22 protein-coding genes and 1 riboswitch are annotated in these 24,147 nt (G+C 68.4%); of the genes, 6 read left to right on the top strand and 16 right to left on the bottom strand.

Features of this window, described 5'->3' with window-relative positions; genetic code table 11:
- Positions 1–19: 19 nt before the first annotated feature.
- From FVQ89_RS06940 to fdxA, 3 genes are read right to left on the bottom strand one after another with little or no spacing between them, the layout of a single operon-like run.
- Positions 20–1,318, bottom strand: a complete 1,299-nt coding sequence (locus FVQ89_RS06940; RefSeq protein WP_147901106.1) for a citrate synthase — start codon at positions 1,316–1,318, stop codon at positions 20–22.
- A 2-nt stretch (positions 1,319–1,320) separates the two neighbouring features.
- Entirely contained in the window at positions 1,321–2,421 is a 1,101-nt protein-coding gene (dapC, locus tag FVQ89_RS06935) for a succinyldiaminopimelate transaminase (protein WP_147901105.1), read from the bottom strand.
- Positions 2,422–2,424: 3 nt separating this feature from the next.
- Positions 2,425–2,745 (bottom strand): ferredoxin, encoded by a 321-nt coding sequence (gene fdxA / locus FVQ89_RS06930; RefSeq protein WP_147901104.1) that lies wholly within the window; start codon positions 2,743–2,745, stop codon positions 2,425–2,427.
- Between the two features lie 144 nt (positions 2,746–2,889).
- Between fdxA and efeU the strand changes: the two genes are divergently transcribed.
- The 3 genes from efeU (at position 2,890) to efeB (ending at position 6,391) form a co-directional block, all read left to right on the top strand.
- A complete protein-coding gene (gene efeU / locus FVQ89_RS06925) occupies positions 2,890–3,780 on the top strand; it encodes an iron uptake transporter permease EfeU (protein WP_147901103.1) in 891 nt (296 codons plus the stop codon).
- Between the two features lie 80 nt (positions 3,781–3,860).
- Positions 3,861–5,072, top strand: a complete 1,212-nt coding sequence (efeO, locus tag FVQ89_RS06920; protein ID WP_147901102.1) for an iron uptake system protein EfeO — start codon at positions 3,861–3,863, stop codon at positions 5,070–5,072.
- Entirely contained in the window at positions 5,072–6,391 is a 1,320-nt protein-coding gene (gene efeB, locus FVQ89_RS06915; protein WP_147901101.1) for an iron uptake transporter deferrochelatase/peroxidase subunit, read from the top strand. Before efeO ends, efeB begins: the two co-directional genes overlap by 1 nt.
- Before the next feature lie 4 nt (positions 6,392–6,395).
- On the opposite strand, the gene FVQ89_RS06910 is transcribed toward efeB, so the two are convergent.
- The 7 genes from FVQ89_RS06910 to FVQ89_RS06880 form a co-directional block, all read right to left on the bottom strand.
- Complete coding sequence (locus FVQ89_RS06910) at positions 6,396–6,812, bottom strand: hypothetical protein (RefSeq protein ID WP_147901100.1); 417 nt, start codon at positions 6,810–6,812, stop codon at positions 6,396–6,398.
- An 11-nt stretch (positions 6,813–6,823) separates the two neighbouring features.
- The gene (gene typA / locus FVQ89_RS06905; protein ID WP_147901099.1) at positions 6,824–8,737 is read right to left on the bottom strand and encodes a translational GTPase TypA; all 1,914 of its coding nucleotides are present in this window, start codon (positions 8,735–8,737) and stop codon (positions 6,824–6,826) included.
- 68 nt (positions 8,738–8,805) lie between these two features.
- The gene (locus tag FVQ89_RS06900) at positions 8,806–10,650 is read right to left on the bottom strand and encodes an ABC transporter family substrate-binding protein (RefSeq protein ID WP_147901098.1); all 1,845 of its coding nucleotides are present in this window, start codon (positions 10,648–10,650) and stop codon (positions 8,806–8,808) included.
- Positions 10,651–10,720: 70 nt separating this feature from the next.
- Positions 10,721–12,385 (bottom strand): ABC transporter ATP-binding protein, encoded by a 1,665-nt coding sequence (locus tag FVQ89_RS06895; RefSeq protein WP_147901097.1) that lies wholly within the window; start codon positions 12,383–12,385, stop codon positions 10,721–10,723.
- Positions 12,382–13,392, bottom strand: coding sequence for an ABC transporter permease (locus FVQ89_RS06890; RefSeq protein WP_147901096.1), 1,011 nt, complete (start codon positions 13,390–13,392; stop codon positions 12,382–12,384). The genes FVQ89_RS06895 and FVQ89_RS06890 overlap by 4 nt, the downstream gene beginning before the upstream one ends.
- On the bottom strand, positions 13,382–14,311 hold the full coding sequence (locus FVQ89_RS06885) for an ABC transporter permease (RefSeq protein WP_147901095.1): 930 nt from the start codon (positions 14,309–14,311) through the stop codon (positions 13,382–13,384). The genes FVQ89_RS06890 and FVQ89_RS06885 overlap by 11 nt, the downstream gene beginning before the upstream one ends.
- A gap of 77 nt (positions 14,312–14,388) precedes the next feature.
- On the bottom strand, positions 14,389–16,014 hold the full coding sequence (locus FVQ89_RS06880; protein ID WP_255513465.1) for an ABC transporter substrate-binding protein: 1,626 nt from the start codon (positions 16,012–16,014) through the stop codon (positions 14,389–14,391).
- Between the two features lie 250 nt (positions 16,015–16,264).
- On the opposite strand from FVQ89_RS06880, the gene FVQ89_RS06875 reads away from it, so the two are divergent.
- Together FVQ89_RS06875 and FVQ89_RS06870 are read left to right on the top strand one after the other, a co-directional pair.
- Positions 16,265–17,080: a CPBP family intramembrane glutamic endopeptidase gene (locus tag FVQ89_RS06875; RefSeq protein ID WP_187264942.1), complete on the top strand. Its 816-nt coding sequence runs from the start codon at positions 16,265–16,267 to the stop codon at positions 17,078–17,080.
- Between the two features lie 21 nt (positions 17,081–17,101).
- The gene (locus FVQ89_RS06870) at positions 17,102–17,623 is read left to right on the top strand and encodes a peroxiredoxin (protein ID WP_147901093.1); all 522 of its coding nucleotides are present in this window, start codon (positions 17,102–17,104) and stop codon (positions 17,621–17,623) included.
- 88 nt (positions 17,624–17,711) lie between these two features.
- Here the strand turns inward: FVQ89_RS06870 and gcvP are convergent, their stop codons facing one another.
- From gcvP to FVQ89_RS06850, 4 genes are all read right to left on the bottom strand, one after another.
- The gene (gene gcvP, locus FVQ89_RS06865; RefSeq protein ID WP_147901092.1) at positions 17,712–20,528 is read right to left on the bottom strand and encodes an aminomethyl-transferring glycine dehydrogenase; all 2,817 of its coding nucleotides are present in this window, start codon (positions 20,526–20,528) and stop codon (positions 17,712–17,714) included.
- A 2-nt stretch (positions 20,529–20,530) separates the two neighbouring features.
- The gene (gcvH, locus tag FVQ89_RS06860; RefSeq protein WP_147901091.1) at positions 20,531–20,902 is read right to left on the bottom strand and encodes a glycine cleavage system protein GcvH; all 372 of its coding nucleotides are present in this window, start codon (positions 20,900–20,902) and stop codon (positions 20,531–20,533) included.
- Entirely contained in the window at positions 20,902–22,035 is a 1,134-nt protein-coding gene (gene gcvT, locus FVQ89_RS06855; protein ID WP_147901090.1) for a glycine cleavage system aminomethyltransferase GcvT, read from the bottom strand. Before gcvT ends, gcvH begins: the two co-directional genes overlap by 1 nt.
- Before the next feature lie 182 nt (positions 22,036–22,217).
- A riboswitch (glycine riboswitch) is annotated at positions 22,218–22,309 on the bottom strand.
- A 47-nt stretch (positions 22,310–22,356) separates the two neighbouring features.
- Positions 22,357–22,935, bottom strand: a complete 579-nt coding sequence (locus tag FVQ89_RS06850) for a hypothetical protein (protein WP_147901089.1) — start codon at positions 22,933–22,935, stop codon at positions 22,357–22,359.
- On the opposite strand from FVQ89_RS06850, the gene FVQ89_RS14575 reads away from it, so the two are divergent.
- Positions 22,934–23,389: an ATP-dependent DNA ligase gene (locus tag FVQ89_RS14575; RefSeq protein ID WP_255513464.1), complete on the top strand. Its 456-nt coding sequence runs from the start codon at positions 22,934–22,936 to the stop codon at positions 23,387–23,389. The genes FVQ89_RS06850 and FVQ89_RS14575 overlap by 2 nt on opposite strands.
- A gap of 23 nt (positions 23,390–23,412) precedes the next feature.
- Here the strand turns inward: FVQ89_RS14575 and FVQ89_RS06840 are convergent, their stop codons facing one another.
- Positions 23,413–23,709 (bottom strand): hypothetical protein, encoded by a 297-nt coding sequence (locus FVQ89_RS06840; RefSeq protein ID WP_147901088.1) that lies wholly within the window; start codon positions 23,707–23,709, stop codon positions 23,413–23,415.
- Between the two features lie 73 nt (positions 23,710–23,782).
- The gene (locus FVQ89_RS06835; protein WP_147901087.1) at positions 23,783–24,124 is read right to left on the bottom strand and encodes a hypothetical protein; all 342 of its coding nucleotides are present in this window, start codon (positions 24,122–24,124) and stop codon (positions 23,783–23,785) included.
- Positions 24,125–24,147: the final 23 nt, after the last annotated feature.

Here is a 24,147-nt window from a genome sequence, read left to right as displayed (position 1 = left end):
GGGCACAGAGGGGGTTCGTTCAGCGGCCGGTCGGCCAGGCGCGGGCGTCGGGGCCCACGTAGAGCTGCTGCGGGCGGCCGATCTTGGTGGTCGCGTCGGCGTTCGCCTCACGCCAGTGGGCGATCCAGCCGGGAAGCCGCCCGATCGCGAACAGCACCGTGAACATCCGCGTGGGGAAGCCCATCGCCTTGTAGATGACGCCGGTGTAGAAGTCGACGTTCGGGTAGAGCCGGCGCTCCTTGAAGTAGTCGTCGCCGAGGGCGATCTGCTCGAGCTCCTTCGCGATGTCGAGCAGCGGATCCTGCACACCCAGGTCGGCGAGGACCTCGTCCGCAGACTCCTTCACGAGACGCGCGCGCGGGTCGTAGTTCTTGTACACGCGGTGCCCGAAGCCCATGAGACGGATGCCGTCCTCCTTGGCCTTCACCCGCTCGACGAACTTCGACACCGACTCGCCCGAGTCGCGGATCTGCGCGAGCATGCGCAACACCGCTTCGTTCGCCCCGCCGTGCAGCGGGCCGTAGAGGGCGTTGATGCCGGCCGAGATCGACGCGAACATGTTCGCCTCGGTGGATCCGACAAGCCGCACCGTGGAGGTGGACGCGTTCTGCTCGTGATCCTCGTGGAGGATCAGCAGCCGGTCGAGCGCCTTCACGAGAACGGGGTTCACCTGGTACACCTCGGCAAGATTGCCGAAGTTCAGCTTCAGGAAGTTCTCGACGAAGTCGAGCGAGTTGTCGGGGTAGAGGAACGCCTGCCCGAGCGCCTTCTTGTGCGCGTAGGCGGCGATCACGGGGAGCTTCGCGAGCAGACGTATGGTCGAGAGCTCGACCATCTCCGGGTTCTTCGGGTCGAGCGAGTCTTCGTAGTAGGTCGAGAGCGCCGACACGGCCGCCGAGAGCACGGACATCGGGTGAGCGGTGTGGGGAAGCGCGGAGAAGAAGCGCTTGAGGTCTTCGTGGAGCAGGGTGTGGCGGCGCACCTTCTCGGAGAACTCCGCCAGCTCGGATGCCGTGGGCAGCTCGCCGTAGATCAGCAGCCACGCGACCTCAAGGTACGTGGAGTTGGCCGCGAGATCCTCGATCGCGTAGCCGCGATAGCGGAGGATGCCCTCGTCGCCGTCGATGTAGGTGATCGCGCTGCGGGTCGCAGCCGTGTTGACGAAGCCGGGATCGAAGGTGTTGAGCCCCGTCTGCCTCGTGAAGCTCGAGAGGTCGACCGCGCCGCGGCCGTCCACCGCCTTCAGGATCGGGAACTCGGCGGTGCGGTCGCCGAGGTCGAGGGTGACCTTCTGTGTGCCCGTCGTCGTCTCGCTCACCGTTACACCCTACCGGCGGCGAGGCGGGCGGCCGCAGCCGCGATCCGCTCGTCCGTCGCGGTGAGTGCCACGCGCACGTGCCGCGCGCCCGCGGCGCCGTAGAACGACCCCGGGGCCACGAGGATGCCGAGCCGGGCGAGCGTCGCGACGCTGTCCCAGGAATCCTCGTCGCGAGTCGCCCAGAGGTACAGCCCCGCCCGGGACCCCTCGATACGGAATCCCGCGGATGCGAACGCCGTCACGAGCGTCTCGCGGCGGGCGCGGTAGAGCTCCTTCTGGGCGACGACGTGGGTGTCGTCGCCGAGTGCCGCGACCATCGCCGCCTGCACGGGGGCGGGCGGCATGAGGCCGAGATGCTTACGGGCGGCGAGGAGCTCGGTGACGACGTCGCTGCATCCGGCGACGAAGCCCGCGCGGTACCCGGCGAGGTTCGACTGCTTCGAGAGCGAGTACACCGAGAGGGTGAGCTGCCGCGACCCCTGCGTGACGTCGGGGTGGAGGATGCTGGGGGTCGGTTCGGCGGAGGTCCAGTCGAGCTCGGCGTAGCACTCGTCGTTCGCGATCACGGCCCCGAGCTCGCGGGCTCGGACCACCGCCCGGCGGAGGAACGCAAGATCGTGCACCCGCCCGTCCGGGTTGCCCGGGCTGTTGAGCCAGACGAGGCGTGTCGCCTCCGGCCACTCGTCGGGCTCATCGGAGGAGAGCACGGTGGCACCGACGACGGCCGCACCCACCGCGTAGCTCGGGTAGGCGGCGGTCGGCTGTACGACCACGTCGCCCGGCCCGAGGCCGAGCAGGGTGGGCAGCAGGGCGACGAACTCCTTCGACCCGATGGTGGGGATCACGTTCGCGGGCTGCAGGTCCGGCACTCCGCGTCGCCGGGCGTACCAGGCGACGATCGCCTCTCGCAGTGCGACGCTGCCGGCAGTTTGCGGGTAGGAGTGCGCGTCGGTCGCGGCGGCGAGCGCCTCGCGGATGTGGGCCGGCGTGGGGTCGACCGGCGAGCCGACCGAGAGATCGACGATGCCCTCCGGATGCGCACGCGCCTCGTCAGCGAACGGCGTCAGCGCATCCCACGGGAAGTCGGGGAGGTCGAGCGCCATCCGTCAGCTGCCCTGCGGCGGGAGCGCTGCGACGACCGGGTGGTCACCTGCGATGACGCCCACCTTCGCAGCGCCGCCCGGGGAGCCGACCTCCTCGAAGAACTCGACGTTCGCCTTGTAGTAGTCGGACCACTCCTCGGGAAGGTCGTCCTCGTAATAGATCGCCTCGACAGGGCACACGGGTTCGCACGCACCGCAATCGACGCACTCGTCGGGGTGGATGTAGAGCATCCGATCCCCCTCGTAGATGCAGTCGACGGGGCACTCGTCGATGCAGGCGCGGTCTTTGACATCCACGCAAGGGAGGGCGATGACGTAGGTCACCCATCCATCCTATTCCGCCGGGCGGGTGCTCCCTGCGACGCGCCTGGGCGCCCGGATTCCCGCTCACCGGCTGGACAGGCCGCCGGAGCGAGGCCTACAGTTGAGCCGACTAAGGATCGCCTTACCTAATCTGAAAACTCATCAATGCTCGCGAACTTCCTCATCGGCCTGCGCGAAGGGCTCGAAGCGGCACTCGTCGTCGGAATCCTCGTCGCCTACCTGCGCAAGATCGGCCGCTCCGATCTGCTGAGCCGCCTCGCCATCGGAATTGCCGCTGCGATCGCGCTGTCGTTGGCCGTGGGAGCCATCCTCACCTGGGGACCCTACGGTCTCTCGTTCCAGGCGCAGGAGATCATCGGCGGGCTCGCGTCGATCACTGCCGTGGGACTCGTCACCTGGATGATCTTCTGGATGCTGCGCCACTCGCGCGGGCTCCGCGGCGAGCTCGAGGGCCAGGTCGACGACGCCCTCCGCCGCGCCGGGGACCGCTCGGGATGGACACTCGTCGTGCTGGGCGTCGTCGCGGTGGGCCGCGAGGGCATCGAGACCGCACTGTTCGTGTGGGCGAGCGTCTCCGGCACCTCCGACCCGCTGCTCGGACTGCTCGGCGCCGTCGTCGGCATCCTCGCCGCCGTCGCGATCGCCTACCTCGTCTTCCGCGGCCTCGTGCGCATCGACCTCGGACTGTTCTTCCGCTGGACCGGCATCCTCCTGATCTTCGTCGCGGGCGGTGTACTCGCCTACGGCATCGGCGATCTGCAGGAGGCCGGCGTGATTCCCGGATGGGGGCAACCCGCGTTCAGCCTCGCCGCCGTGTTCCCGCCCTCGGCCTGGTACACGGCCGTGCTCGCCGGGATCTTCAACCTCACCCCTGAACCCAGCTGGGCTCAGGTCGGCGCGTGGCTGACGTATGTGGTCGTCACCGGGGTCCTGTTCCTCCGGCGCAGCCGCCGCGCGCCGCGGCCGAGCAGCGGGCCGCCCGCCGAACGCCACTCCCCGGCACGCGTGCCCGACACGGCCGACGCCGCCCCCTGAGCGCCCGCCCGCTCCCATCCATCCAGCCCGACCGCACCCGGCGCGACATCCGCGTCACACCACCCAGAGGAGACACCTGTATGCCCGTGCGCCCGCACACCCCCGTCCGAGCGGCTTTCGCCGCCGTCGCCGCGAGCCTGGTCCTCGCCGGCTGCGTGCCGAACTCGCCGGCTGGTGCGACTCTCGCGGTCGACATCGCCGACGACTCCTGCGAGGTCTCGGCCGCAACGGCGCCCGCGGGTGCCGTCACCTTCGAGCTGACCAACAGCGGGACGGACCTCAACGAGTTCGAGATCCTCGCCGAGGACCAGCTGCGGATCGTGGGCGAGAAGGAGAACATCACCCCCGGCCAGACCGTGAACTACGTGGCACAGCTCGAACCCGGCACCTACTACACCGCGTGCAAGTTCCAGCTCGTGGGGGCGCCGGTCGGGCTTGCGGAGTTCACCGTGACGGGCGAGGCGGTCGAGGTCGATGCGGACCGCCAGGAGCTCATCGACCAGGCAGCGGCCAATTACGTCGCCTACATCCGATCGCAGACCGGGGAGCTCCTCCCCCAGGTGCAGGCGCTCGTCGACGCCTATGTCGCGGGTGACGACGACACCGCTCGCTCGCTCTTCGCCGCAGCGCGCGTGTCGTACGAGCGGATCGAGCCGACCGCCGAGGCGTTCGGAGACCTCGACCCGAAGATCGATTACCGCGAGGTGGACGCCGTCGCCGAGGGTCTCGACTGGACCGGCTTCCACCGGATCGAGAAGGACCTCTGGGTTCCCGCCGATGACGCCTTGAACTCCGACGGCACGAGCGCCTGGCTCGACTGGGCGCCGTCGACTGCGGCAGAGCGCGCCGCGTACGGCGAGGGTCTCGTCGCGGACGTGCAGGAGCTCTACGACCTCGTGAGCGACCCGGAGTTCTCGGTGAGCCTCGCGGACATCTCGAACGGGGCGATCGGTCTGCTCGACGAGGTCGCGACCGGCAAGATCAGCGGCGAGGAGGACTGGTGGTCGCACACCGACCTCACCGACTTCGCGGCGAATGTGCAGGGCGCGGAGGTCGCCTTCGGCAACGTGAAGGCGATCGCGTCCGAGACCGCCGACGGCACCGCCCTGGTCTCCGAGATCGAGGCGCGCTTCGCCAGCCTCGAGGAGGTGCTCGCGACGTACGGTTCCATCGAGGACGGCTTCACGCCCTACGATCAGGTGTCCGACGCGCAGCGCAAGGAGCTGTCGGACGCGGTGAACGCTCTCGCGGAGCCGCTCTCGCAACTGACGGGCACCGTTCTCGGAGTGTGATGCAAGAACCCGACGACAACGCACAGGAGCCGGTCGCCCCCATCGAGGATGCGGCCGGCTCCCGGCGTACGCTCTCGCGCCGCGGGCTCCTGGGTCTCGCCGGTGCTGCAGGGGCGGGGCTCGTCGTCGGGGGCGCCGCGGGGGCCGGAATTGCAGCGGCCGCGGTGGGCGCGGCGTCCGCCTCGTCGGACCGCTACGCGTTCTTCGGACGCCACCAGGCCGGGATCGTGACGCCCGCCCAGGACCGACTGCACTTCGCAGCGTTCGACCTCGCCTCCGGAACGACGCGGGACGACCTCGTCGCCCTCCTCGCCGAGTGGACGGATGCGGCGGCGCGCATGACGCAGGGTCTCGAAGTGGGCGAATCGGGCGCCGTGGGAGGCTCTCCGTATGCTCCGCCCGACGACACCGGTGAGGCGCTCGGGCTCGCCGCATCCGGCCTGACCCTGACGTTCGGATTCGGTCCGACGCTCTTCGAGACAGCGGACGGCGTCGATCGCTTCGGAATCGCCGACCGACGCCCCGCGGCGCTCCAGCCGCTGCCGCGGTTCACCGGCGACGCGCTCGAGCCGGAACGCAGCGGGGGCGACCTCTGCATCCAGGCGTGCGCCGACGACCCGCAGGTCGCCGTCCACGCGATCCGGAACCTCAGCCGCATCGCGTTCGGCCGCGCGAGCCTCAGGTGGTCGCAGCTGGGATTCGGGCGGACCTCGTCCACCTCGACTTCGCAGGTCACCCCGCGCAACCTCTTCGGCTTCAAGGACGGGACGGCGAACCTCAAGGCCGAGGAGACCTCGGCCGTCGACGAGCACGTGTGGGTGCAGGCCGACGACGGGCCCGAGTGGATGGTCGGCGGAAGCTACCTCGTGGCGCGGCGCATCCGCATGATCATCGAGAGCTGGGACCGCGTGCAGCTCGCCGAGCAGGAGTCGCTCGTCGGGCGGACGAAGGGCGAGGGCGGCCCGATGTCGGGCGGCTCCGAGTTCACCGATCCCGACCTCGACGCGACGGGGCCGGATGGGCAGCCTCGGATCGCCGACGACGCGCACGTGAGGCTCGCCCACCCCTCGGTCAACGGCGGGATCCGCCTCCTCCGGCGCGGCTACAACTTCGTCGACGGCAACGACGAGCTGGGGCGGCTGGACGCCGGGCTCTTCTTCATCAGCTTCCAGCGCGACCCGGAGCGGTTCGTCACCGTGCAGCGCTCGCTCGCGCGCGACGGGCTCGCCGAGTACCTGCGGCACGTCGGGTCGGGGGTCTTCGCGATCCCCCCGGGAGCGGCGTCCGGCGGATCGATCGGCGACGGCCTCTTCGCGTGAGCGGCTACGCGGGGGTCACGACGTAGGCGACGCCGTATCCCCCGTCGTCGATCGGACTCCACTGCACGATCACGAGCCAGGTGCCGTCGGTGTAGGCGCCGGTTCCTTCGAACTGCTGCGTGAAGCCGGCATCCTCGAGCAGCGTCGTCGACTCGGTCGCAGCGGCTTCGTCCGCCACCTGGATGGTGACCGTCCACGAGTCGTCGGTGGGCTTCAGACCCACCAGCACGTCGCCGTCGACGAGCGGCACCTCATCCGGGAAGTCGTCCGGGATGCTCCCGAGCGGGTTCGGCACGCCGCTCTCCTGCACCTGATCGACGATGTCGCGGACCGGGTCGGGCAGCAGCGAGCAGCCCGCGAGGGTCGTGCCGGCAAGTACGGCGGCGGCCACCGCCGCCAGGATTCGGGTGCGGTGGACCATGGGGGGCTCCCTCAGCTGTTGGCGTTCTGACGCTTCAAGCGCGAGGCGGCCCGTGCCCGCTCCGTCTGGTCGAGGACCACCTTGCGGATGCGCACCGTCTCGGGGGTGACCTCGACGCACTCGTCCTCACGAGCGAACTCGAGGCACTCCTCGAGGGTGAGGGTACGCGGAACATCCAGCTTCTCGAAAGAGTCTGCCGTGGAGGAGCGCATGTTGGTGAGCTGCTTCTCCTTCGTGATGTTGACGTCCATGTCTTCGGAGCGCGGGTTCTCGCCGACGACCATGCCCGTGTAGACCTCGTCGCCCGGCTGCACGAAGAACGACATGCGCTCCTGCAGCGCGATCATCGCGAAGGGCGTCGCAGTGCCGGCGCGGTCGGCAACGATCGAACCGGTCACACGCGTGACGATGTCGCCGGCCCACGGCTCGTAGCCGTGCGAGATCGCGTTCGCGATGCCGGTGCCCCGCGTGACGGTGAGGAACTCGGTGCGGAACCCGATGAGTCCGCGGCTCGGCACGATGAACTCCATCCGCACCCAGCCGGTGCCGTGGTTCGACATCGAGTCCATGCGGCCCTTGCGCGCGGCGAGCAGCTGCGTGATCGCACCCAGGTGCTCCTCGGGGGCGTCGATCGTCAGGTGCTCGAAGGGCTCGTGCACCTTGCCGTCGATCTGACGCGTGACCACCTGCGGCTTGCCGACGGTGAGCTCGAAGCCCTCACGGCGCATGTTCTCGACGAGGATCGCGAGCGCGAGCTCACCGCGACCCTGCACCTCCCAGGCATCCGGGCGACCGATGTCGACGACGCGGATCGAGACGTTTCCGATGAGCTCGCGGTCGAGGCGGTCCTTCACCATGCGCGCGGTGAGCTTGTGGCCCTTCACCTTGCCCACGATGGGCGAGGTGTTGGTGCCGATCGTCATCGAGATCGCCGGCTCGTCCACGTGGATCGCGGGAAGCGGGCGGATGTCGTCGGGGTCGGCGATGGTCTCGCCGATCGTGATGTCCTCGATGCCCGCCACCGCGACGATGTCGCCCGCGTGGGCCTCCTCGGCGGGGTAGCGCTCGAGGGCGCGGGTCTTGAGCAGCTCGGTGATTCGGACGTTCGAGGAAGAGCCGTCGTGGCGCACCCAGGCGACCGTCTGCCCCTTCTTGAGCTGGCCAGCAAAGACGCGCAGCAGCGCGATGCGCCCGAGGAACGGCGACGCGTCGAGGTTCGTGACCCACGCCTGCAGCGGAGCCTCGTCGTCGTAGGAGGGTGCCGGCACGTGACGCAGGATGGCGTCGAAGAGCGGCTCGAGGTCGCCGTTGTCCGGCAGCTCGCCGTCGGCGGGCCGGTTCCAGCTCGCGGCGCCGTTGCGGCCCGAGGCGTAGACCACGGGCACGTCGAGGATCGCGTCGAGGTCGAGGTCGGGCACGTCGTCGGCGAGGTCGGAGGCGAGACCGAGGAGCAGATCCTGGCTCTCGTGCACGACGGCGTCGATGCGCGCATCCGGGCGGTCGGTCTTGTTGACGGCAAGGATCACCGGCAGCTTCGCCTCGAGCGCCTTGCGGAGCACGAACCGGGTCTGCGGCAGTGGACCCTCGGAGGCGTCGACGAGCAGCACGACACCGTCGACCATCGACAGGCCGCGCTCGACCTCGCCGCCGAAGTCGGCGTGACCGGGGGTGTCGATGACGTTGATCGTCACGGAACCGTCGGTCGCGTGCACGCCGTCGTAGATGATCGCCGTGTTCTTGGCGAGGATCGTGATGCCCTTCTCGCGCTCGAGGTCGTTCGAGTCCATGGCCCGCTCCTCGACGTGCTCGTGCGAGCCGAAGGAGTTGGTCTGGCGGAGCATGGCGTCGACGAGGGTCGTCTTGCCGTGGTCGACGTGGGCGACGATCGCGACGTTGCGCAGGTCGGAGCGGTGGGCGATGGGCATACGAGTACCTCGGGAGACGACGATGGGGAAGAGCCCATCCTACCGTTCCAGGATGTCGGCCTACCGTTTCAGGGTGTCGGCGCCGGGCTCGCGGCGGGAGTCCACTGCCACGCGTTCCAGAACACGCCCCGGGCGAGCGGCGATCGCTCGACCCCGGAGACCCGATCGGAGACGACCGTCAGGGTCGGATGCGCGTAGAGCGGTACGCCGTATGCGTCGGACCACAGCAGGGCGTCGAGCCGCTGAAGCGCCTCCGTCTGGGCGGCGACGTCGCTCGTCGAGGTGATCTCGTCGACGAGCGCGTCGGCATCCGGGTTGTCGTAGTGATTCAGGTTCGCGACGGCCGAGTCGCTGCGGAACACGGCTGCGACTGCCCCCGGCCCGAGCCGAGTGGTGTCCCAGGCGAAGAGGCTCGCGTCGTAGGCTCCGGCGACGCCCAGGATGCTGCGCCAGTCGGATCGGGCGCAGTCCGTGACGTCGAAGCCGGCACGGTCGGCCGACTCGCGGATGAGCGAGAACTCTTCGGCGCGCCGCGGATCCGCGGGGTCGTAGAGGATGCACACCTCGGGCGAGCGCACCTTCGCCTCCTTCAGGAGGGCGCGCGCCGCATCCACGTCGGTGATGCGGTAGGCGTCGGATCCGTTCTTCGCGACCGACTCCTCGTAGCCCTCTGCCGAGGGACGCAGCACGAACGAGTCGAGGAGTCCCGCATCCGCCTGCACGGGCGTGACGAGCTCGTCGAGGATCCCCTGCCGCGGCACTACATGCAGGAACGCCTGGCGCACGAGCGGGTCGTCGAACACCCCCGACTTCGAGTCGGAGAACTGCAGATCGAGGTGTTCGAACGTGCTCTCGGAGCCCGCTGCGACGCTCACCCCGGGGATGCCGGCCAGCTCGGCTGCGAGATCCGCGTCGGGTGCGGGGGTCGCGATGTCGATCTCGCCCGCCTGCAGGCGCCGCACGAGTTCGTCTTGGTCTTCGACCGTCTCGAGCACGATCGTCTCGATCGCGGGCGCGCGCGATCCCCGATAGCGGGGGTTCGCGGTGAGTTCGACCCGTCCGTCCGCGAGATCCGAGATCCGGTACGGGCCACTCGCGACGAGCAGCTCGGGATCGGGGGCGCGCCCGGTCAGGTCGTATCCCGAGTCCCACACCTCGGCGATCGCCGAGAGGGAGGCGGTGTCGTCTTGCTCGATCGCGTCCACGAGCGCGTCGGCGGCCTTCTCGGCACGATCCGGGTCGATGTCGCCGTCCTCCGCGCCGTCGTCGGCGAGAGGGAGGTCGAGCGCCCGCGCGGCCACGACGTGCGCCGGGAGTCCGGGGGCGAGGGCCGTCTGCCAGCCCGGCGTGAACTCGTCGTAGTGCACGAAGAGCGACCGCCCGTCGTCGCCGATCTGCGGAGTCTGGGTGGCGAGCTCGAGGCCGCGCCCGAGCGCCCCGTCGAAGTGCACGACGTCATCAGGCAGCTCGCCCATGCGCCCCGTCTCCGGGTCGACATACTCGTCGGGGTCGACGTCCGGCGTGTCGACTGCGCCCGAGTTCGCCGCCCACGCGAGCAGCAGATCTGCCGGGGTGATCGGCACGCCGTCCGACCAGCGGACACCGTCGGCGATCGTGTACCGCACGGTCAATGGATCTTCGGCGGTCACGGTGGCGGTGCCGAAGCTGTCGTCGACGACGGTTCCGTAGCTCGCATCCGCGTAGGCGAACCCGGTGCCCGTCAGGTAGGCGACGTCCGCATTGAGAGCGGATGCCCGCCCGAACGAGGTGTTCGCGTTGAGGGAGGTGAGAGCGCCGCCGACCGCGACCGTCACCGTCGATCCCGCGACGACGCGGTCCTGGTCCGTGCAGCCGACGAGCGCGGCGGCGACGACCGTTACGACGGCGATCGCCGCGATCCGTGCACCCCTCACAGTTCAACCCTAAGCGCCGTCGCTGCGCGGTGTCGGTGCATCTCAGAAGCGGCGCACCGACACCGCGGTGCTACGCGCTGAGATCGACGTCCGCGCCGGGGATCGCGTCCAGCAGACGCCTCGTGTACTCCTGCTTGGGCGAGTCGAAGACTTCAGACACGGTCGCCTGCTCCACGATCGCGCCCTTCTGCATCACCGACACGTAGTCGCCGATCATCCGCACGACCGCGAGGTCATGGGTGATGAAGAGGTAGGTCAGACCCAGCTCATCCTGCAGATTCGCGAGCAGTTCGAGCACCTGAGCCTGCACGAGCACGTCGAGCGCCGACACGGCTTCGTCGAGCACGACGATCTCTGGCTTCAGCGCAAGGGCACGCGCGATCGCGACGCGCTGCCGCTGGCCGCCCGAGAGCTCGTTCGGATAGCGGCTGACGACGCTCGTCGGCAGGGCAACCTGGTCGAGGACCTCCAGCACACGCTTCTTGCGCGACGCCGCGTCGCCGATCTTGTGGACGTTGAGCGGCTCTGCCACGGTGTTTCCGATGTTGTGCAGAGGGTCGAGCGAACCGTACGGGTCCTGGAACACGACCTGCATCTTGCGGCGCATCTCAAGCAGCTTGCCGCGATCGAGCGAGTCTTGATCGACGCCGTCCACGAAGATCTTCCCGGAGGTCTTCTCCTCGAGCTTGAGCAGCAGCTTCGCCGCCGTCGACTTGCCCGAGCCGGACTCGCCGACGAGCGCCATCGTCGAGCCCTTCGGAACCTGGAACGAGATCTTGTCGACCGCCGTGAACGGGATCGACCGCGGGCCGCCGGTGCGGATCTTGAACACCTTGGTGACGTCCTGGAACTCGATAACCGGCGGAACCGGGGTCCCCGCGGGCGTCGCGGAGGAGGCCAGGCCGACGGTCGCGGACCGGGAGCCGAGCCGCGTGGACGCGAGGCTGGGCGCCGCCGACACGAGTCGCTTCGTGTACGGGTGCTGCGGGTTGCGCAGGATCTCGAGCGCGGGCCCGGACTCCACGATGCGCCCGCGGTTCATCACGACGATGTTCTCGGCGCGCTCTGCGGCGAGCCCCAGATCGTGGGTGATGAAGATGACAGCGGTGTTCCGCTCCGCAGTCAGGCTCTCCAGGTGGTCGAGGATCGTCTTCTGCACCGTCACATCGAGGGCGCTCGTCGGCTCGTCGGCGATGAGGAGCTTCGGATGCGAGGACAGGCCGACGCCGATGAGCACACGTTGACGCATTCCGCCCGAGAACTCATGCGGGAACTGCCGCAGGCGGGTGTCCGCATCCGACAGGCCCGCTTCCTTCAGCACCTCGACCGCACGCTTGCGCACAGCCCGCTTCGACGTGGCGAGGCCGTTCGCGCGGATGGTCTCCTCCACCTGGAAGCCGATGCGGTGCACCGGGTTCAGGCTGTTCATCGGGTCCTGAGGGACGAGGCCGATCAGCTTTCCACGCACGTCCTCCATCTCGTTGCGCTTGAGCTTCGTCAGGTCGCGACCCTCGAATCGCACCGATCCGCCGGCGATCTTGCCGCTGCCCGGAAGCAGGTTGATGATCGCGTGCGCCGTCGTGGACTTGCCCGAGCCCGACTCCCCCACGATCGCGATGGTCTCGCCCGGGTAGACGTCGAAGCTGACCCCACGAACGGCGGGAACAAAGCCATCCTGCGTCTTGAATCCGACCTGCAGATCCTCGACCTGCAGCAGCGGTTCGACTGTGCTCATCGGGTGGCCCTCGCCTTCGGGTCGAGCGCATCTCGTACGGTCTCACCCAGCAGGATGAACGCGAGCACAGTGAACGACAGAGCGATCGACGGGTAGATCAGGACCTGCGGCGCCGTCCGCAGGCTCTGCTGAGCTTGCGCGATGTCGTTGCCCCAAGACATGAAGATGTTCGCCGGGAGTCCGACGCCGAGGAACGACAGGGTCGCCTCGGCCGTGATGGCGCCGGCGAGGCCGACGGTCGAGATGATGATCACCGGCGCGAGCGAGTTCGGCATCACGTGCGAGAACATCGTCCGCAGCTTCGAGACTCCGATCGCCTCCGAGGCCATCACATAGTCCAGTTGTTTGACCCGGAGCACCTCAGATCTCAAGATGCGGGCTGTGGATGGCCACGCGAAGAAGCCGATCGCGAGCGAGATGATGAGAATGTTGCGGTCCGCGAGGAACATCGACATGATCACGACCGCCGCGAGGATGTACGGGATCGCGAAGAAGATGTCGCCGATGCGCATGAGGAACGAGTCGATCCATCCGCCGAAGTAACCCGCGAACGCTCCGAGCGCGATTCCCATCACCGCGACGATGACGGTCACGATGAGGCCGACCGAGAGCGAGGTCCCCGTTCCGTGAACGATTCGCGAGAACACATCGCATCCCTGCCGCGTGAATCCGAGCGGATGCCCCGGCAGCGGTCCGTGGTCGGAGATGACCGTTCCCACCGGCACCCCGAGTTCCGCCGCCTGGGTCTCGTTCTGGACGGTGAGGATGCAGCCGTCGTTCGGCGGCACCTGAGTGAACACGGTGGGGAACAGCGCCACGAACACGATGAACAGGATGAACACCGCCGAGACCCAGAACATCCAGCGCCCACGGAGGTCGCGCCAGGCATCGAGCCACAGGTTCGACTTGCGATCGCTGACGCGCACCGCATCGACGGCGCCCAGGCCGCCCTCGTCGACCTCCGCCACAAAGTGCGGAGCAGTGCGTACGGGATTCTTACTTGACATAGCGGATCCTCGGGTCGAGCACTCCGTAGAGGAGGTCGATGAGCAGGTTCACGAACACGTAGACGATGACGAGGATCGTCACGATCGAGACGATCTCGGGTGTGTCGTGTCTATTGATGGCTTTGAAGAGCTCGTTGCCGACACCGGGCACGTTGAAGATGCCCTCCGTGACGGTGGCACCGACGATGAGGATGCCGAAATCGGCGGCGAGGTTGGTGGTGACGGGGATCATCGAGTTGCGCAGGATATGCACCGGGATCACACGACGGCGTGAGAGTCCCTTGCCGTAGGCCATGCGGACGAAGTCGTTCTGGCTGGTCTCGATGACGGACGCGCGCGTGAGTCTCACCACGTAGGCCATGTTGAGAGCTGCGAGCACGATCGCCGGGAGTATCAGATCGCTCCATGGAGCACCCGACCCCACCGTTGGTCGGAACCACCCGAGCTGAATACCGAAGAACCACTGCGCGACGAAGGCGAGCACGAAGACCGGGATCGAGATCAGCAACAGCGTGACGATGAGGGCGGCGTGGTCGAAGATCCCGCCCTTACGCAGACCCGAGATGAGGCCAGCCAGCACGCCGACGATGAGCTGGATCAGCACAGCGAGGAGTGCGAGCCGCAGCGTGGTCGGGAAGGTGCGAGCGAGGATCTCGTTGACCGACTGGCCCGCGTACGTGGTGCCGAGATTGCCCTGGAAGACGTCGCCGAGGTAGATGAAGTAGCGGACGAGGAACGGCTGATCGAGATGGAACTTCGCCTCGAGCGCCGCGATCTGCTCCGGCGACGGCGTGCGATCACCGAACATGCGGAGCACGGGGTTCCCCGGCACGAGGAAGACCATCGAGAAGATGAGGAACGTCGACCCGAGGAAGACGGGAATGCCTTGAAGGAGGCGCCTGATGATGTACCAGAACATGACTTACTCGAAAGTTCGGCGCACAGCCGGTGGGGCGGCGTTGGAACGCCGCCCCACCGGGGTGTGCGAGTGGTCTCTTACTCGGCCTTGGTGACCTGGTAGAGGATGGGCCAGCTGTCCCAGCCGTACTCCACGTCCTCCACCAGAGTCGAGTAACCGGCGGTGACCGAACCGTACCAGAGCGGGATCGCCGGCAGGTCCTCGAAGAGCTGCCCCTGCGCCTGGTTGAAGAACTCGTTCTGCTCGTCGAGCGTGGGAGCCGCGAGGCCCTCACGGAAGAGAGTGTCGAAGTTCTCGTTCGAGTAATCGGCGTCGTTCGAACCCGAGCCGGTCACATAGAGCGCACCGAGGATGTTCGCCTGCGACGGGAAGTCGAACTGCCAGCCGGTACGGAACGCCGCCTTGATCGTGCGGTCGTTGACCTCGGTCCGGAGACCCGCGAAGTCCGGGTACGGGAGGCCGACAGCGTCAATGCCGAGCGAGTTCTTGATCGAGTTGACGGTCGCGTCGACCCACGACTGGTGGTCGCCGTCGGCGTTGTAGGCCAGCTGGAACGTACCCTCCCACGGGGAGATCGCGTCAGCCTGCGCCCACAGCTCCTTGGCGAGCTCCGGGTCGTACGTCAGGACGTCCGAACCCTCGATCGCGCCGGGGTCGAAGCCCGCGATGACGGGCGAGGTGAACTCCTCGGCCGGCGTACGCGTGCCCTGGAAGATCACGCTGGTGATCTCCTCGCGGTTGATCGCGTGCGAGAGGGCTGCACGACGCAGCTTGCCTTCCTCGTCGTCAGCAAAGTGCTCGAGGTTGTAGTTGATCGTGAACGACTGGAACACGGCCGAGCCCTGCTCCACGGCACGGTCTCCGAGGTCCGACTTGAAGTTGGACAGCGAGTTGGTGGGAACCGACTCGATGACGTCAACGTTGTCGGACACGAGGTCCGCGTAGGCCGCATCCAGCGTGCCGTAGACCTTGAAGTTCAGACCACCGTTCTCGGCCTTGCGCGGGCCCGAGTAGTCGTCGTTGGGGACCAGGTTCAGGCTCTCGCCGTGCTGCCAGCCCTCCTCCGAGAGCTTGTAGGGGCCGTTGCCCACGGGAGCGTCACCGAACGCCTCCGGGTCGTCGTAGAACGACTCGGGCAGCGGGAAGAACACCGTGTAGCCGAGGGCGACCGGGAAGTCGGCACGCGGCTGCGCGAGCTCGACGGTGAAGGTGAGGTCGTCGACCACGTCGAGTGCGAGGGTGTCCTCGCCGCCGTCGTAGGTGCCACCCTCGAACGCGATCGCGTCGATGAACCACCACTGGTTCAGCAGAGCCGGGTCGGACGCGGCCCACTGCCAGGCGTCCACGAAGGACGACGACGTCACCGGGGTGCCGTCGGTGAAGGTCTGGCCTTCCTTGAGCTTGATGGTCCACGTCTTGTAGTCGTCGGACTCGATCGACTCGGCGGCGTCGAGGTCCCACGAACCGTCGGCCTTGTAGTAGACGAGGCCGGCGAACATGTTGTTCAGGACCAGACCGCCGTTGACCTCGTTCGTGTTGGCCGGGATGAGCGGGTTCTCCGGCTCACCCCATGCGACGGAGACGACTCCCGTCGACGATCCGCCACCACCGGTGCCGCCGTTATCCGACGCACATCCGGTGAGGACGAGCGCTGAGGCAAGAGCGATGCCTCCAGCTGCTGCTGCGATGCGAGTGATTCGCACGATTCCTCCTGTACACAATGGGACGCCATGCGGGCAAAGAGCCGCATGGCGGTGATTCGGCAACCTTAAGTCGCGATTTCGACCTCGGCCAAACCGCATCGTGGAATCGTTACAAGCAGGAAACCGGTACGCCGGATCTGTGCACGGAAGCTAAAACCGCGCAGATTTGTTGCACCGGGTTGCGGAATGCTGCGCGGGGTGCTGCCGCAGCGACGCACCCGCCGCAGCGCGGGCCGTTTAGCATCGTCCCGTGCTCCTGCGCGAACGCGTTCCGCCTCCCCCGCCCGCCCCGACACCGACCCGTGGTCGCATCGCCTGGGAGATCGCCATCGTGTTGGCTCTCGGCCTCGGCCAGTCCGCGGTGTACGCGATCGTCGCCCTCGTCTACCGGCTGACCAGCGAGGTGGCGCTCGCGGATCAGACGGCGACGCTCAACCCGTCGCGCAGCGATCGCGAGGTGTTCGACCTCATCTACCAGCTTCTCGGGATCGCGTTCGCCCTCGCTCCCGTCCTCCTCGTCGGCTACCTGCTGTGGTCGCCGCGCCGTCCGCATCTCGCGTCGCTCGGACTCGAGGGAGGACGGTTCGGACGCGACGCCGGGTGGGGTGCGCTGCTCGTGGTCGCGATCGGCCTGCCCGGGATCGCCCTCTACCTCGGGGGGCGCGCACTGGGGCTGTTCGTGGCGGTCGACCCTGGTGGGCTCGGCGACCACTGGTGGACCATCCCGGTTCTCCTGCTCGCGGCGGCGCGCGCATCGATCCAGGAAGAGGTCGTGGTGCTCGGATACCTGTTCGCGCGGCTGCGGCAGGCCGGATGGGGCGTGTGGCCGATCATCGTGGCGACGTCGGTGCTGCGCGCGAGTTACCACCTCTACCAGGGCCCGGGGGCGTTCATCGGCAACCTCCTGATGGGTCTGCTGTTCGGCGTCCTCTTCGCCCGCTCCGGTCGACTCGCGCCCTTCCTGGTGGCGCACTTCCTCATCGACGCGGCAGTGTTCGTGGGGTACCCCTGGGTGGCGGGGATGTGGCCGGAGCTGTTCGGCCTGCCGACCGGTGCATCTGGCTGACATGTCACCTACGCTGGTCCGGTGACCGGCACCGATATCGGAGACATCGCCCCGGACTTCCGCCTGCCCGGCATCCGTATCCGCGATGGTCAGACTGAGCACAGCGAGTTCGCGCTCTCCGCTGCGCGGGGCCGACCGCTCGTGCTGGCCTTCTACCCGCTCGATGCGAGCAAGGTGTGCACCGAGCAGCTGTGCAGCTACCAGGACCAGCTGGCCGGGTTCCGCGACCTGGGCGCCGAGGTGTGGGGCATCAGCCCCCAGGGAATCGAGAGCCACGAGGAGTTCGCTCGCGCGCAGGGGATCACCTTCCCGCTGCTCGCAGACACGGCGGGTGTCGCGCGTGAGTACGGCGTGATGCTCGCGGGCCTCGCGGTACGTCGCAGCGTGTTCATCCTCGATGGTGCGGGCGCGATCCGCTGGAAGCACGTCGCGATGGTGGGCCTCACCTACCGCAGCGCCGAGCAGATCCGCGAGGAGCTGCGCCGGCTCTTCCCGACCCCCGATGCGGCCCAGACCCGCTACGCGCTCCCACCCCCCGAGTGATGCTCTCTCTGGGCGTTAGACATGTCTGCGCCGCGCTTGACACCCGCGCGGCGGTGTCTAGCGGGCCACAGACATGTCTAACGCCCGATCAGGCGAAGGCCTCTACCGGGGGGCAGGCGCAGACCAGGTTGCGGTCTCCGTAGGCCTGGTCGATGCGACGCACCGGCGGCCAGTACTTGCCGCCATGCACGAGCGAGTGGACCGGATAGACGGCCTCCTCGCGCGAGTACGGGTGCTGCCACTCCCCCGCCACCACCGACTCCGCGGTGTGCGGCGCGTTCACGAGCGGGTTGTCGTCACGAGGCCAGCGTCCTGCGCCGACCGCATCCGCCTCGGCCTTGATCGCGATCATCGCCTCGACGAACCGGTCGAGCTCGGCCAGATCCTCCGACTCGGTCGGCTCGACCATGAGCGTGCCCGCGACCGGGAACGACATCGTCGGCGCGTGGAATCCGTAGTCGATAAGCCGCTTCGCGACGTCGTCGACCGTCACCCCCGTCGCCTCCCGAAGCGGACGCAGGTCGAGGATGCACTCGTGCGCCACGAGCCCATGGTCACCCGCGTACAGCACCGGGAAGTGGTCGCGCAGCTTCACCGCGACGTAGTTCGCGGCGAGCACAGCCGCACCCGTCGCACGACGCAGGCCCTCGGCCCCCATCATGCGCACGTACGCCCACGAGATCGGCAGGATGCTCGGGCTGCCGTACGGCGCCGAGCTCACAGGGTTCGCGTCGCCCTCCGGCAGGTACGGGGCCAGGTGCGCCTTCGCAGCCACCGGCCCGACCCCCGGGCCACCACCACCGTGCGGGATGCAGAACGTCTTGTGCAGGTTCAGGTGCGACACGTCTCCGCCGAAGTCGCCGAATCGCGCATACCCGAGCAGGGCGTTGAGGTTCGCCCCGTCGACGTACACCTGCCCACCGGCGTCGTGCACCGCATCCGTCACCGCCAGGATCTCGTGCTCGTACACGCCGTGCGTCGACGGGTACGTCACCATGAGCGCAGCCAGATCATCAGCGTGCTCGGTGACCTTCGCCCGCAGATCGTCGAGATCGACGTTGCCGAGCTCGTCGCACGCGACGACGACGACCCGCATCCCCGCAAGTACCGCGCTGGCTGCGTTCGTGCCGTGCGCGCTCGACGGGATGAGGCACACCGTGCGGTGCTCGCCTCCGTGGTCGCGGTGATACGCCCGGATCGCGAGGAGGCCCGCGAGCTCGCCTTGGCTGCCGGCGTTGGGCTGCAGCGACACGGCGTCGTATCCGGTCACCTCGGCGAGCCAGCCCGACAGCTGGCCGATCAGCGCGCGGTATCCCGCGGTGTCGGCCTCCGGCGCGAACGGATGCAGGTTCGCGAATTCCGGCCAGGTGACCGCCGCCATCTCGGTGGCCGCGTTGAGCTTCATCGTGCACGAGCCGAGAGGAATCATGCCGCGGTCGAGCGCGTAGTCCTTGTCGGCGAGGTACTTGAGGTAGCGCATCATCCCGGTCTCGGAGTGATGCGTCGTGAACACCGGATGCGTCAGATATTCCGTCTGACGCATGTGCTCGGGATCGATCGAGCGCGACACGGGCTTGAAGCCGAGCTCCGTGGGCGCGTCGTCGCCCAGCACCGCGCGCAGCACGACGAGCGCATCCGCGGAGGTCGTGGTCTCGTCGGTCGAGAACTGCACCGTGTCGGCGTCCACCTCGCGCAGCAGCACGCCTGCTGCCGACGCGGCTGCGACGATCCCTGCGGCACGACCCGGCACCCGCAGTTGCACGGTGTCGAAGAAGAGCCCGTGCACCGGCTGGATGCCGTGCTCGCCGAGCGCGTCGACGAGCAGGTTCGCCATCCGGTTCGCGTGGTGGGCGATCGCCTTGATGCCGCGAGGGCCGTGGTAGACGGCGTACATCGACGCCATCACGGCAAGCAGCACCTGCGCGGTGCAGATGTTGCTCGTGGCCTTCTCGCGACGGATGTGCTGCTCGCGCGTCTGCAGGCTGAGGCGGTACGCCGGGTAGCCCGCGGCATCCTGCGAGACGCCCACCAGGCGGCCCGGCATCTGGCGCTCGAGGCCCGCACGAACCGCCATGTATCCGGCGTGCGGCCCCCCGAACCCGAGGGGCACGCCGAAGCGCTGCGAGGTGCCGACCGCGACATCCGCGCCGAGCTCGCCGGGACTCGTGACGAGGGCGAGCGAGAGCAGGTCGGCCGCGACGACCGCGATGCCGCCCTGCCCGTGCACGGCCTCGACGACCGCGGACGGGTTCCACAGGCGCCCCGACGCTCCCGGGTACTGGATGAAGGCGCCGAACGCGTCGACCGAGTCGGCATCCGAGAAGTCCGTCTCGTGCAGTTCGATGCCGACCGCCTCCGCGCGGTGGCGCAGCAGCGCGATGGTGCGCGGCAGTGCGTCACTGTCGACCAGGAAGATGTTCGAGGTCGAGCGGGATGCGCGGCGCGCGAGCAGCATCGCCTCGACCACCGCCGTGCCCTCGTCGAGCATCGACGCGTTGGCGGTCGCCAACCCCGTCAGGTCGGTGACCATCGTCTGGAAGTTGATGAGCGCCTCGAGGCGACCCTGCGAGATCTCGGGCTGGTACGGCGTGTAGGCCGTGTACCAGCTGGGGTTCTCGAGCACGTTGCGCTGGATGACCGCGGGGGTCGTCGTGCCGTAGTAGCCGAGGCCGATCATGGGGCGCGTCACGCGGTTGCGGGCGGCGAGCACCCGCAACTCGGCGAGCGCCTCCGTCTCGCTCGCGGCGGTGGGCAGCGATGTGACGGCGTCCGCGGGCTGGCGGATCCCCGACGGGATCGCCGCATCCACGAGCGCGTCGACGCTCGCGTACCCGAGCGACGCGAGCATCTCGCGCTGCGCTGCGGAGTCGGTGCCGATGTGACGGTCTGCGAACAGCTCCCTCATCGTCACTCTGCCGTGAGGGCGGCGTACTCGTCCGCCGTGAGAAGGGTGGGAAGCTCCGTGAAGCGCACCGCGATCATCCAGCCGGCCCCGTACGGGTCGGAGTTCACGAGCGACGGATCGGCTACGAGCTCCTCGTTGACCTCCACGACCTCGCCGTCGACCGGCGCATAGAGCTCGCCGACCGACTTCGTCGACTCGATCTCACCCACCACGCGTCCGGCGGCAGCGGTGGAGCCGATCGCCGGCAGTTCGACGAAGACCACGTCGCCGAGCTTGTCGGCCGCGTAGTCGGTGATGCCGATGCGCGCCACGTCGCCGTCGACGGCGACCCACTCGTGCTCGGCGGTGTAGGCGAGGTTCTCGGGGAGGGCCATCAGCTCTTCTTTCTCGAATAGAACGGGAGGGGAACGACGGTCGCGGCGAGACGCGTGCCGCGGACATCGATGTACAGGGAAGTTCCGGGGGCGGCGAGGTCGGGTCGCACGAGGGCCATCGCGATCGGATGCCCGAGCGTCGGCGAGAGCGCGCCGCTCGTCACGGCGCCGACGGCTTCGGTGCCGTCCGCATCCGCCACGACGGGGTAGCCGGTGCGTCCGGCACGTCGCCCCTCGGATGCGAGCCCCACGAGCACCGGCGCGTCGTCCGCGGGGCCGGCGGCGACGGCCTCTCGGCCCACGAATCCGCCGTCCTTGTCGAGCACGACCACGCGGCCGAGCCCGAGCTGCGCGGGCTGAGTGCTGCGGGTGAGCTCGTTGCCGTAGAGGGGCATGCCCGCCTCCAGGCGCAGCGTGTCGCGCGCGGCGAGCCCCGCGGGCACGAGTCCGGATCCCGCGCCCGTCTCGGCGATCGCCTCCCACAGCGAGGTCGCCGCCTCCGGGGCGAGATAGAACTCGAAGCCGTCTTCGCCGGTGTATCCCGTGCGCGCCACCAGGACCTCGTGGCCTCGGAAGTCGCCGGTCGTGGCGCGGTAGTAGCGCAGCCCGTCGAGTTCCGGGATGTCGAACCCGTCGACGCCGCGAAGGATCTCCTCGGCACGCGGCCCCTGCAGCGCGATGAGCGCGACGTCGTCGGATTCGTCTTCCACGACGCAGTCGAAACCTGCGGCGCGGTCACGCAGCGCTTCCGCAGCCGGCCCCCGGTTGCCCGCGTTCGCGACCACGAGGAAGCGGTCGGATCCCGTGCGGTACACGACGACGTCGTCGATGGTGCCGCCGTCCTCGGCGAGCAGCAGGCTGTACTTCGCCTGCCCGTCGACGAGCGCGGAGAGGCGGCCGGCGAGCGCGTAATCGAGTGCTGCGGCGGCCTCCGGACCGATCACCACGATCTCGGCCATGTGACTCAGGTCGAAGAGACCTGCCGCCGTGCGCACGGCGTGGTGCTCGGCGAGCTCGGAGCTGTAGCGGACGGGCATGCGCCATCCGGCGAAGTCGGTGAAGCTGGCGCCCGCTGCGACGTGGACGCCGTCAAGGGGCGAGCGGCGTTCGGTGCCGTCAGGTGATTCGGTCATGGGCGAGCTCTCCGATCGTGTGTCGGTGGAACTCCCCCTCTGTCATCGGTGCCTGAGAGATTCGCGACTGGTGGTCGCTTTCACCGTGGGCGGCTTCGCAGAGGCGGAGTTCACGAGCCGCCGCCCGGAGGCGCTGCTCGATGTGGCGTCCGCGCTTCACGTGGAAGCACTTTTCAGAGTGGCCTGTCGATGCGGTACACGTACCTGAGAGTTTGGCGGGGAGGCTTGCTCCTTCGGTGCCGACGGTGTTCGCCGGCTCTCCCGCATCGCGTTCGGCCCGATGTTCGATTGTGCGGCCAGCCTAGCGGATGCGGGCGTCGCTCAGTCGGTGAGCCCCGCCGCGTAGAGAAGAGCGGACGCGACGACTCCGACGGCCACGAGACCCCACAGTCCGATGGCGATGAGCGCTGCAAGGTTGTGCCCCGGTCGCGGTGGGCGACGGTAGCCATATGCCCCGAACACCGCCCCCAGCACCCACGGCACCTGGACGAGCAGGACGCCCCAGGTGTCGTCCGCATACATGCCGCGTCCTCCGGTAGCCGTGGCGAACAGACCGGATGCAGTGGTCGCCCACGCCACGACGGCCACGAGCGCGAGCACCAGGGCGGCCCACGGCATCACCCGCGCCTGCGCGACGGGGCGAGGCGAGATCGACAGCAGGCACCCGATCCCACACGCGATCGCGACGGCGATGAAATCGAGACCGAGCACCGCGTTGTAGACCCACTCGACAGGAGCGTTCGCGGGAAAACGAAGGCCGCCCAAGAGATTGAGCGCCCATCCCACCAGCGCCGCTACGGCGACGGCGCCCAGAACCCCGGGGCTCCGCGTCGCGACGAGCACGGCAGGCGCACCCGGCAGCGTGCTCGAATCCGGTTCGTGCGACGCTGCAGAACTCATGTCCGAGACCCTAGCGAACGTCGCCGCGGGACTCACCGGTGCCGTACGATCGCCGGAGCGGGTCCGCACTTGGACGCGCGAGGGGAAGGCTGCAGTGGGATCGCTCATCTACGGCGACGCGGGGCTCGAGTTCGCGTTCGATGACCGCGTGCTGGCGCACCTCGAACTGGTCATCAACGGCAAGCTCCGCCGCCGTGAGTCGTTCATGCTCAGTTGGCGCGACACGCCTGGTGTCGGGGATGGCCGCAGCTCGATCTGGATGGACACCGCCATCCCTCTGTACTTCCGCTACTCCGGCAGCCGGATGCCGCTGATCGACAAAGAGTGGCTGGAGGAACTCGCCGCCCAGGCCGGTTCGACCCGCGGCCTCGTGCTGGGCGAAGACCCGGCGACCGAGAAGCTGGTGCGATCGCACGACAACTCGGTCAAGCGCAAGGACCATCCCGCCCGCTGACGCGCGTGCGCCGCTGCGCACTCTCACGTGTGGAGGTCGAATCCGACGCTGTCGAGTCGGCGTGTCTTTCGTCGCAGCACCTCGATCGCATAGTCCTCGCCGTCGAGCGGCGTATCGGGGCCGTCGATCGTGGTCACCGCCAAGGGCGTTCCCGCGGTGAGAACCAGCTGGGCGACCGTGCGGGATCCATCGCGCAGCGCCGGAACCATGATCCGGTCCGGCCTCTGGTTCAACGGCAGCGTCATGACATAGTCCAGCAGAGCCTCCGCGACCGCGTCGGTCGTGATCAGCTCGTGTCCGGAGTACAACAGCGCCTTCATCGATATCACCCGCTCCCATCATGGAGAGACGATCCGGGCCGGTCGAGGGCGTTCCGTTTTCACACGGAACGTGCTATCGCTCCAGCACCGCCGACGGCTCCTCGAGCTCCACCGGGCCTGTCTCGATGTGCTCCTTGGTGAGCTGGATGCCACCCGTCGTGTTCGCCGAGCGGAGGATCTCTTCGATCCACTCGCGATGGAGCACGGGCGGGGTCAATTCGCCGAACTCGAACCGCAGCGCGATCGACTCGTGCATCCAGATGGTCGTGCGCCCCGGGGCCTGATCGTCCGCGTGCGTCCACGAGAGGGTGAAGCTCTCGCCGCGACGCAGCTTCGTCACCACCGCGACCTTGAGATGCGCCAGAGTGCGATCGTCCATCTCGATCGCCTGGTCCGCGTAGTAGAGCGTTCCCATGGTGCTCATCGTAGGGGCATGCG

This window comes from Homoserinibacter sp. GY 40078 (assembly GCF_008017545.1).
Taxonomy (GTDB): Bacteria; Actinomycetota; Actinomycetes; order Actinomycetales; family Microbacteriaceae; genus Homoserinibacter.
This window is presented reverse-complemented; position numbering and strand designations above follow the sequence as displayed.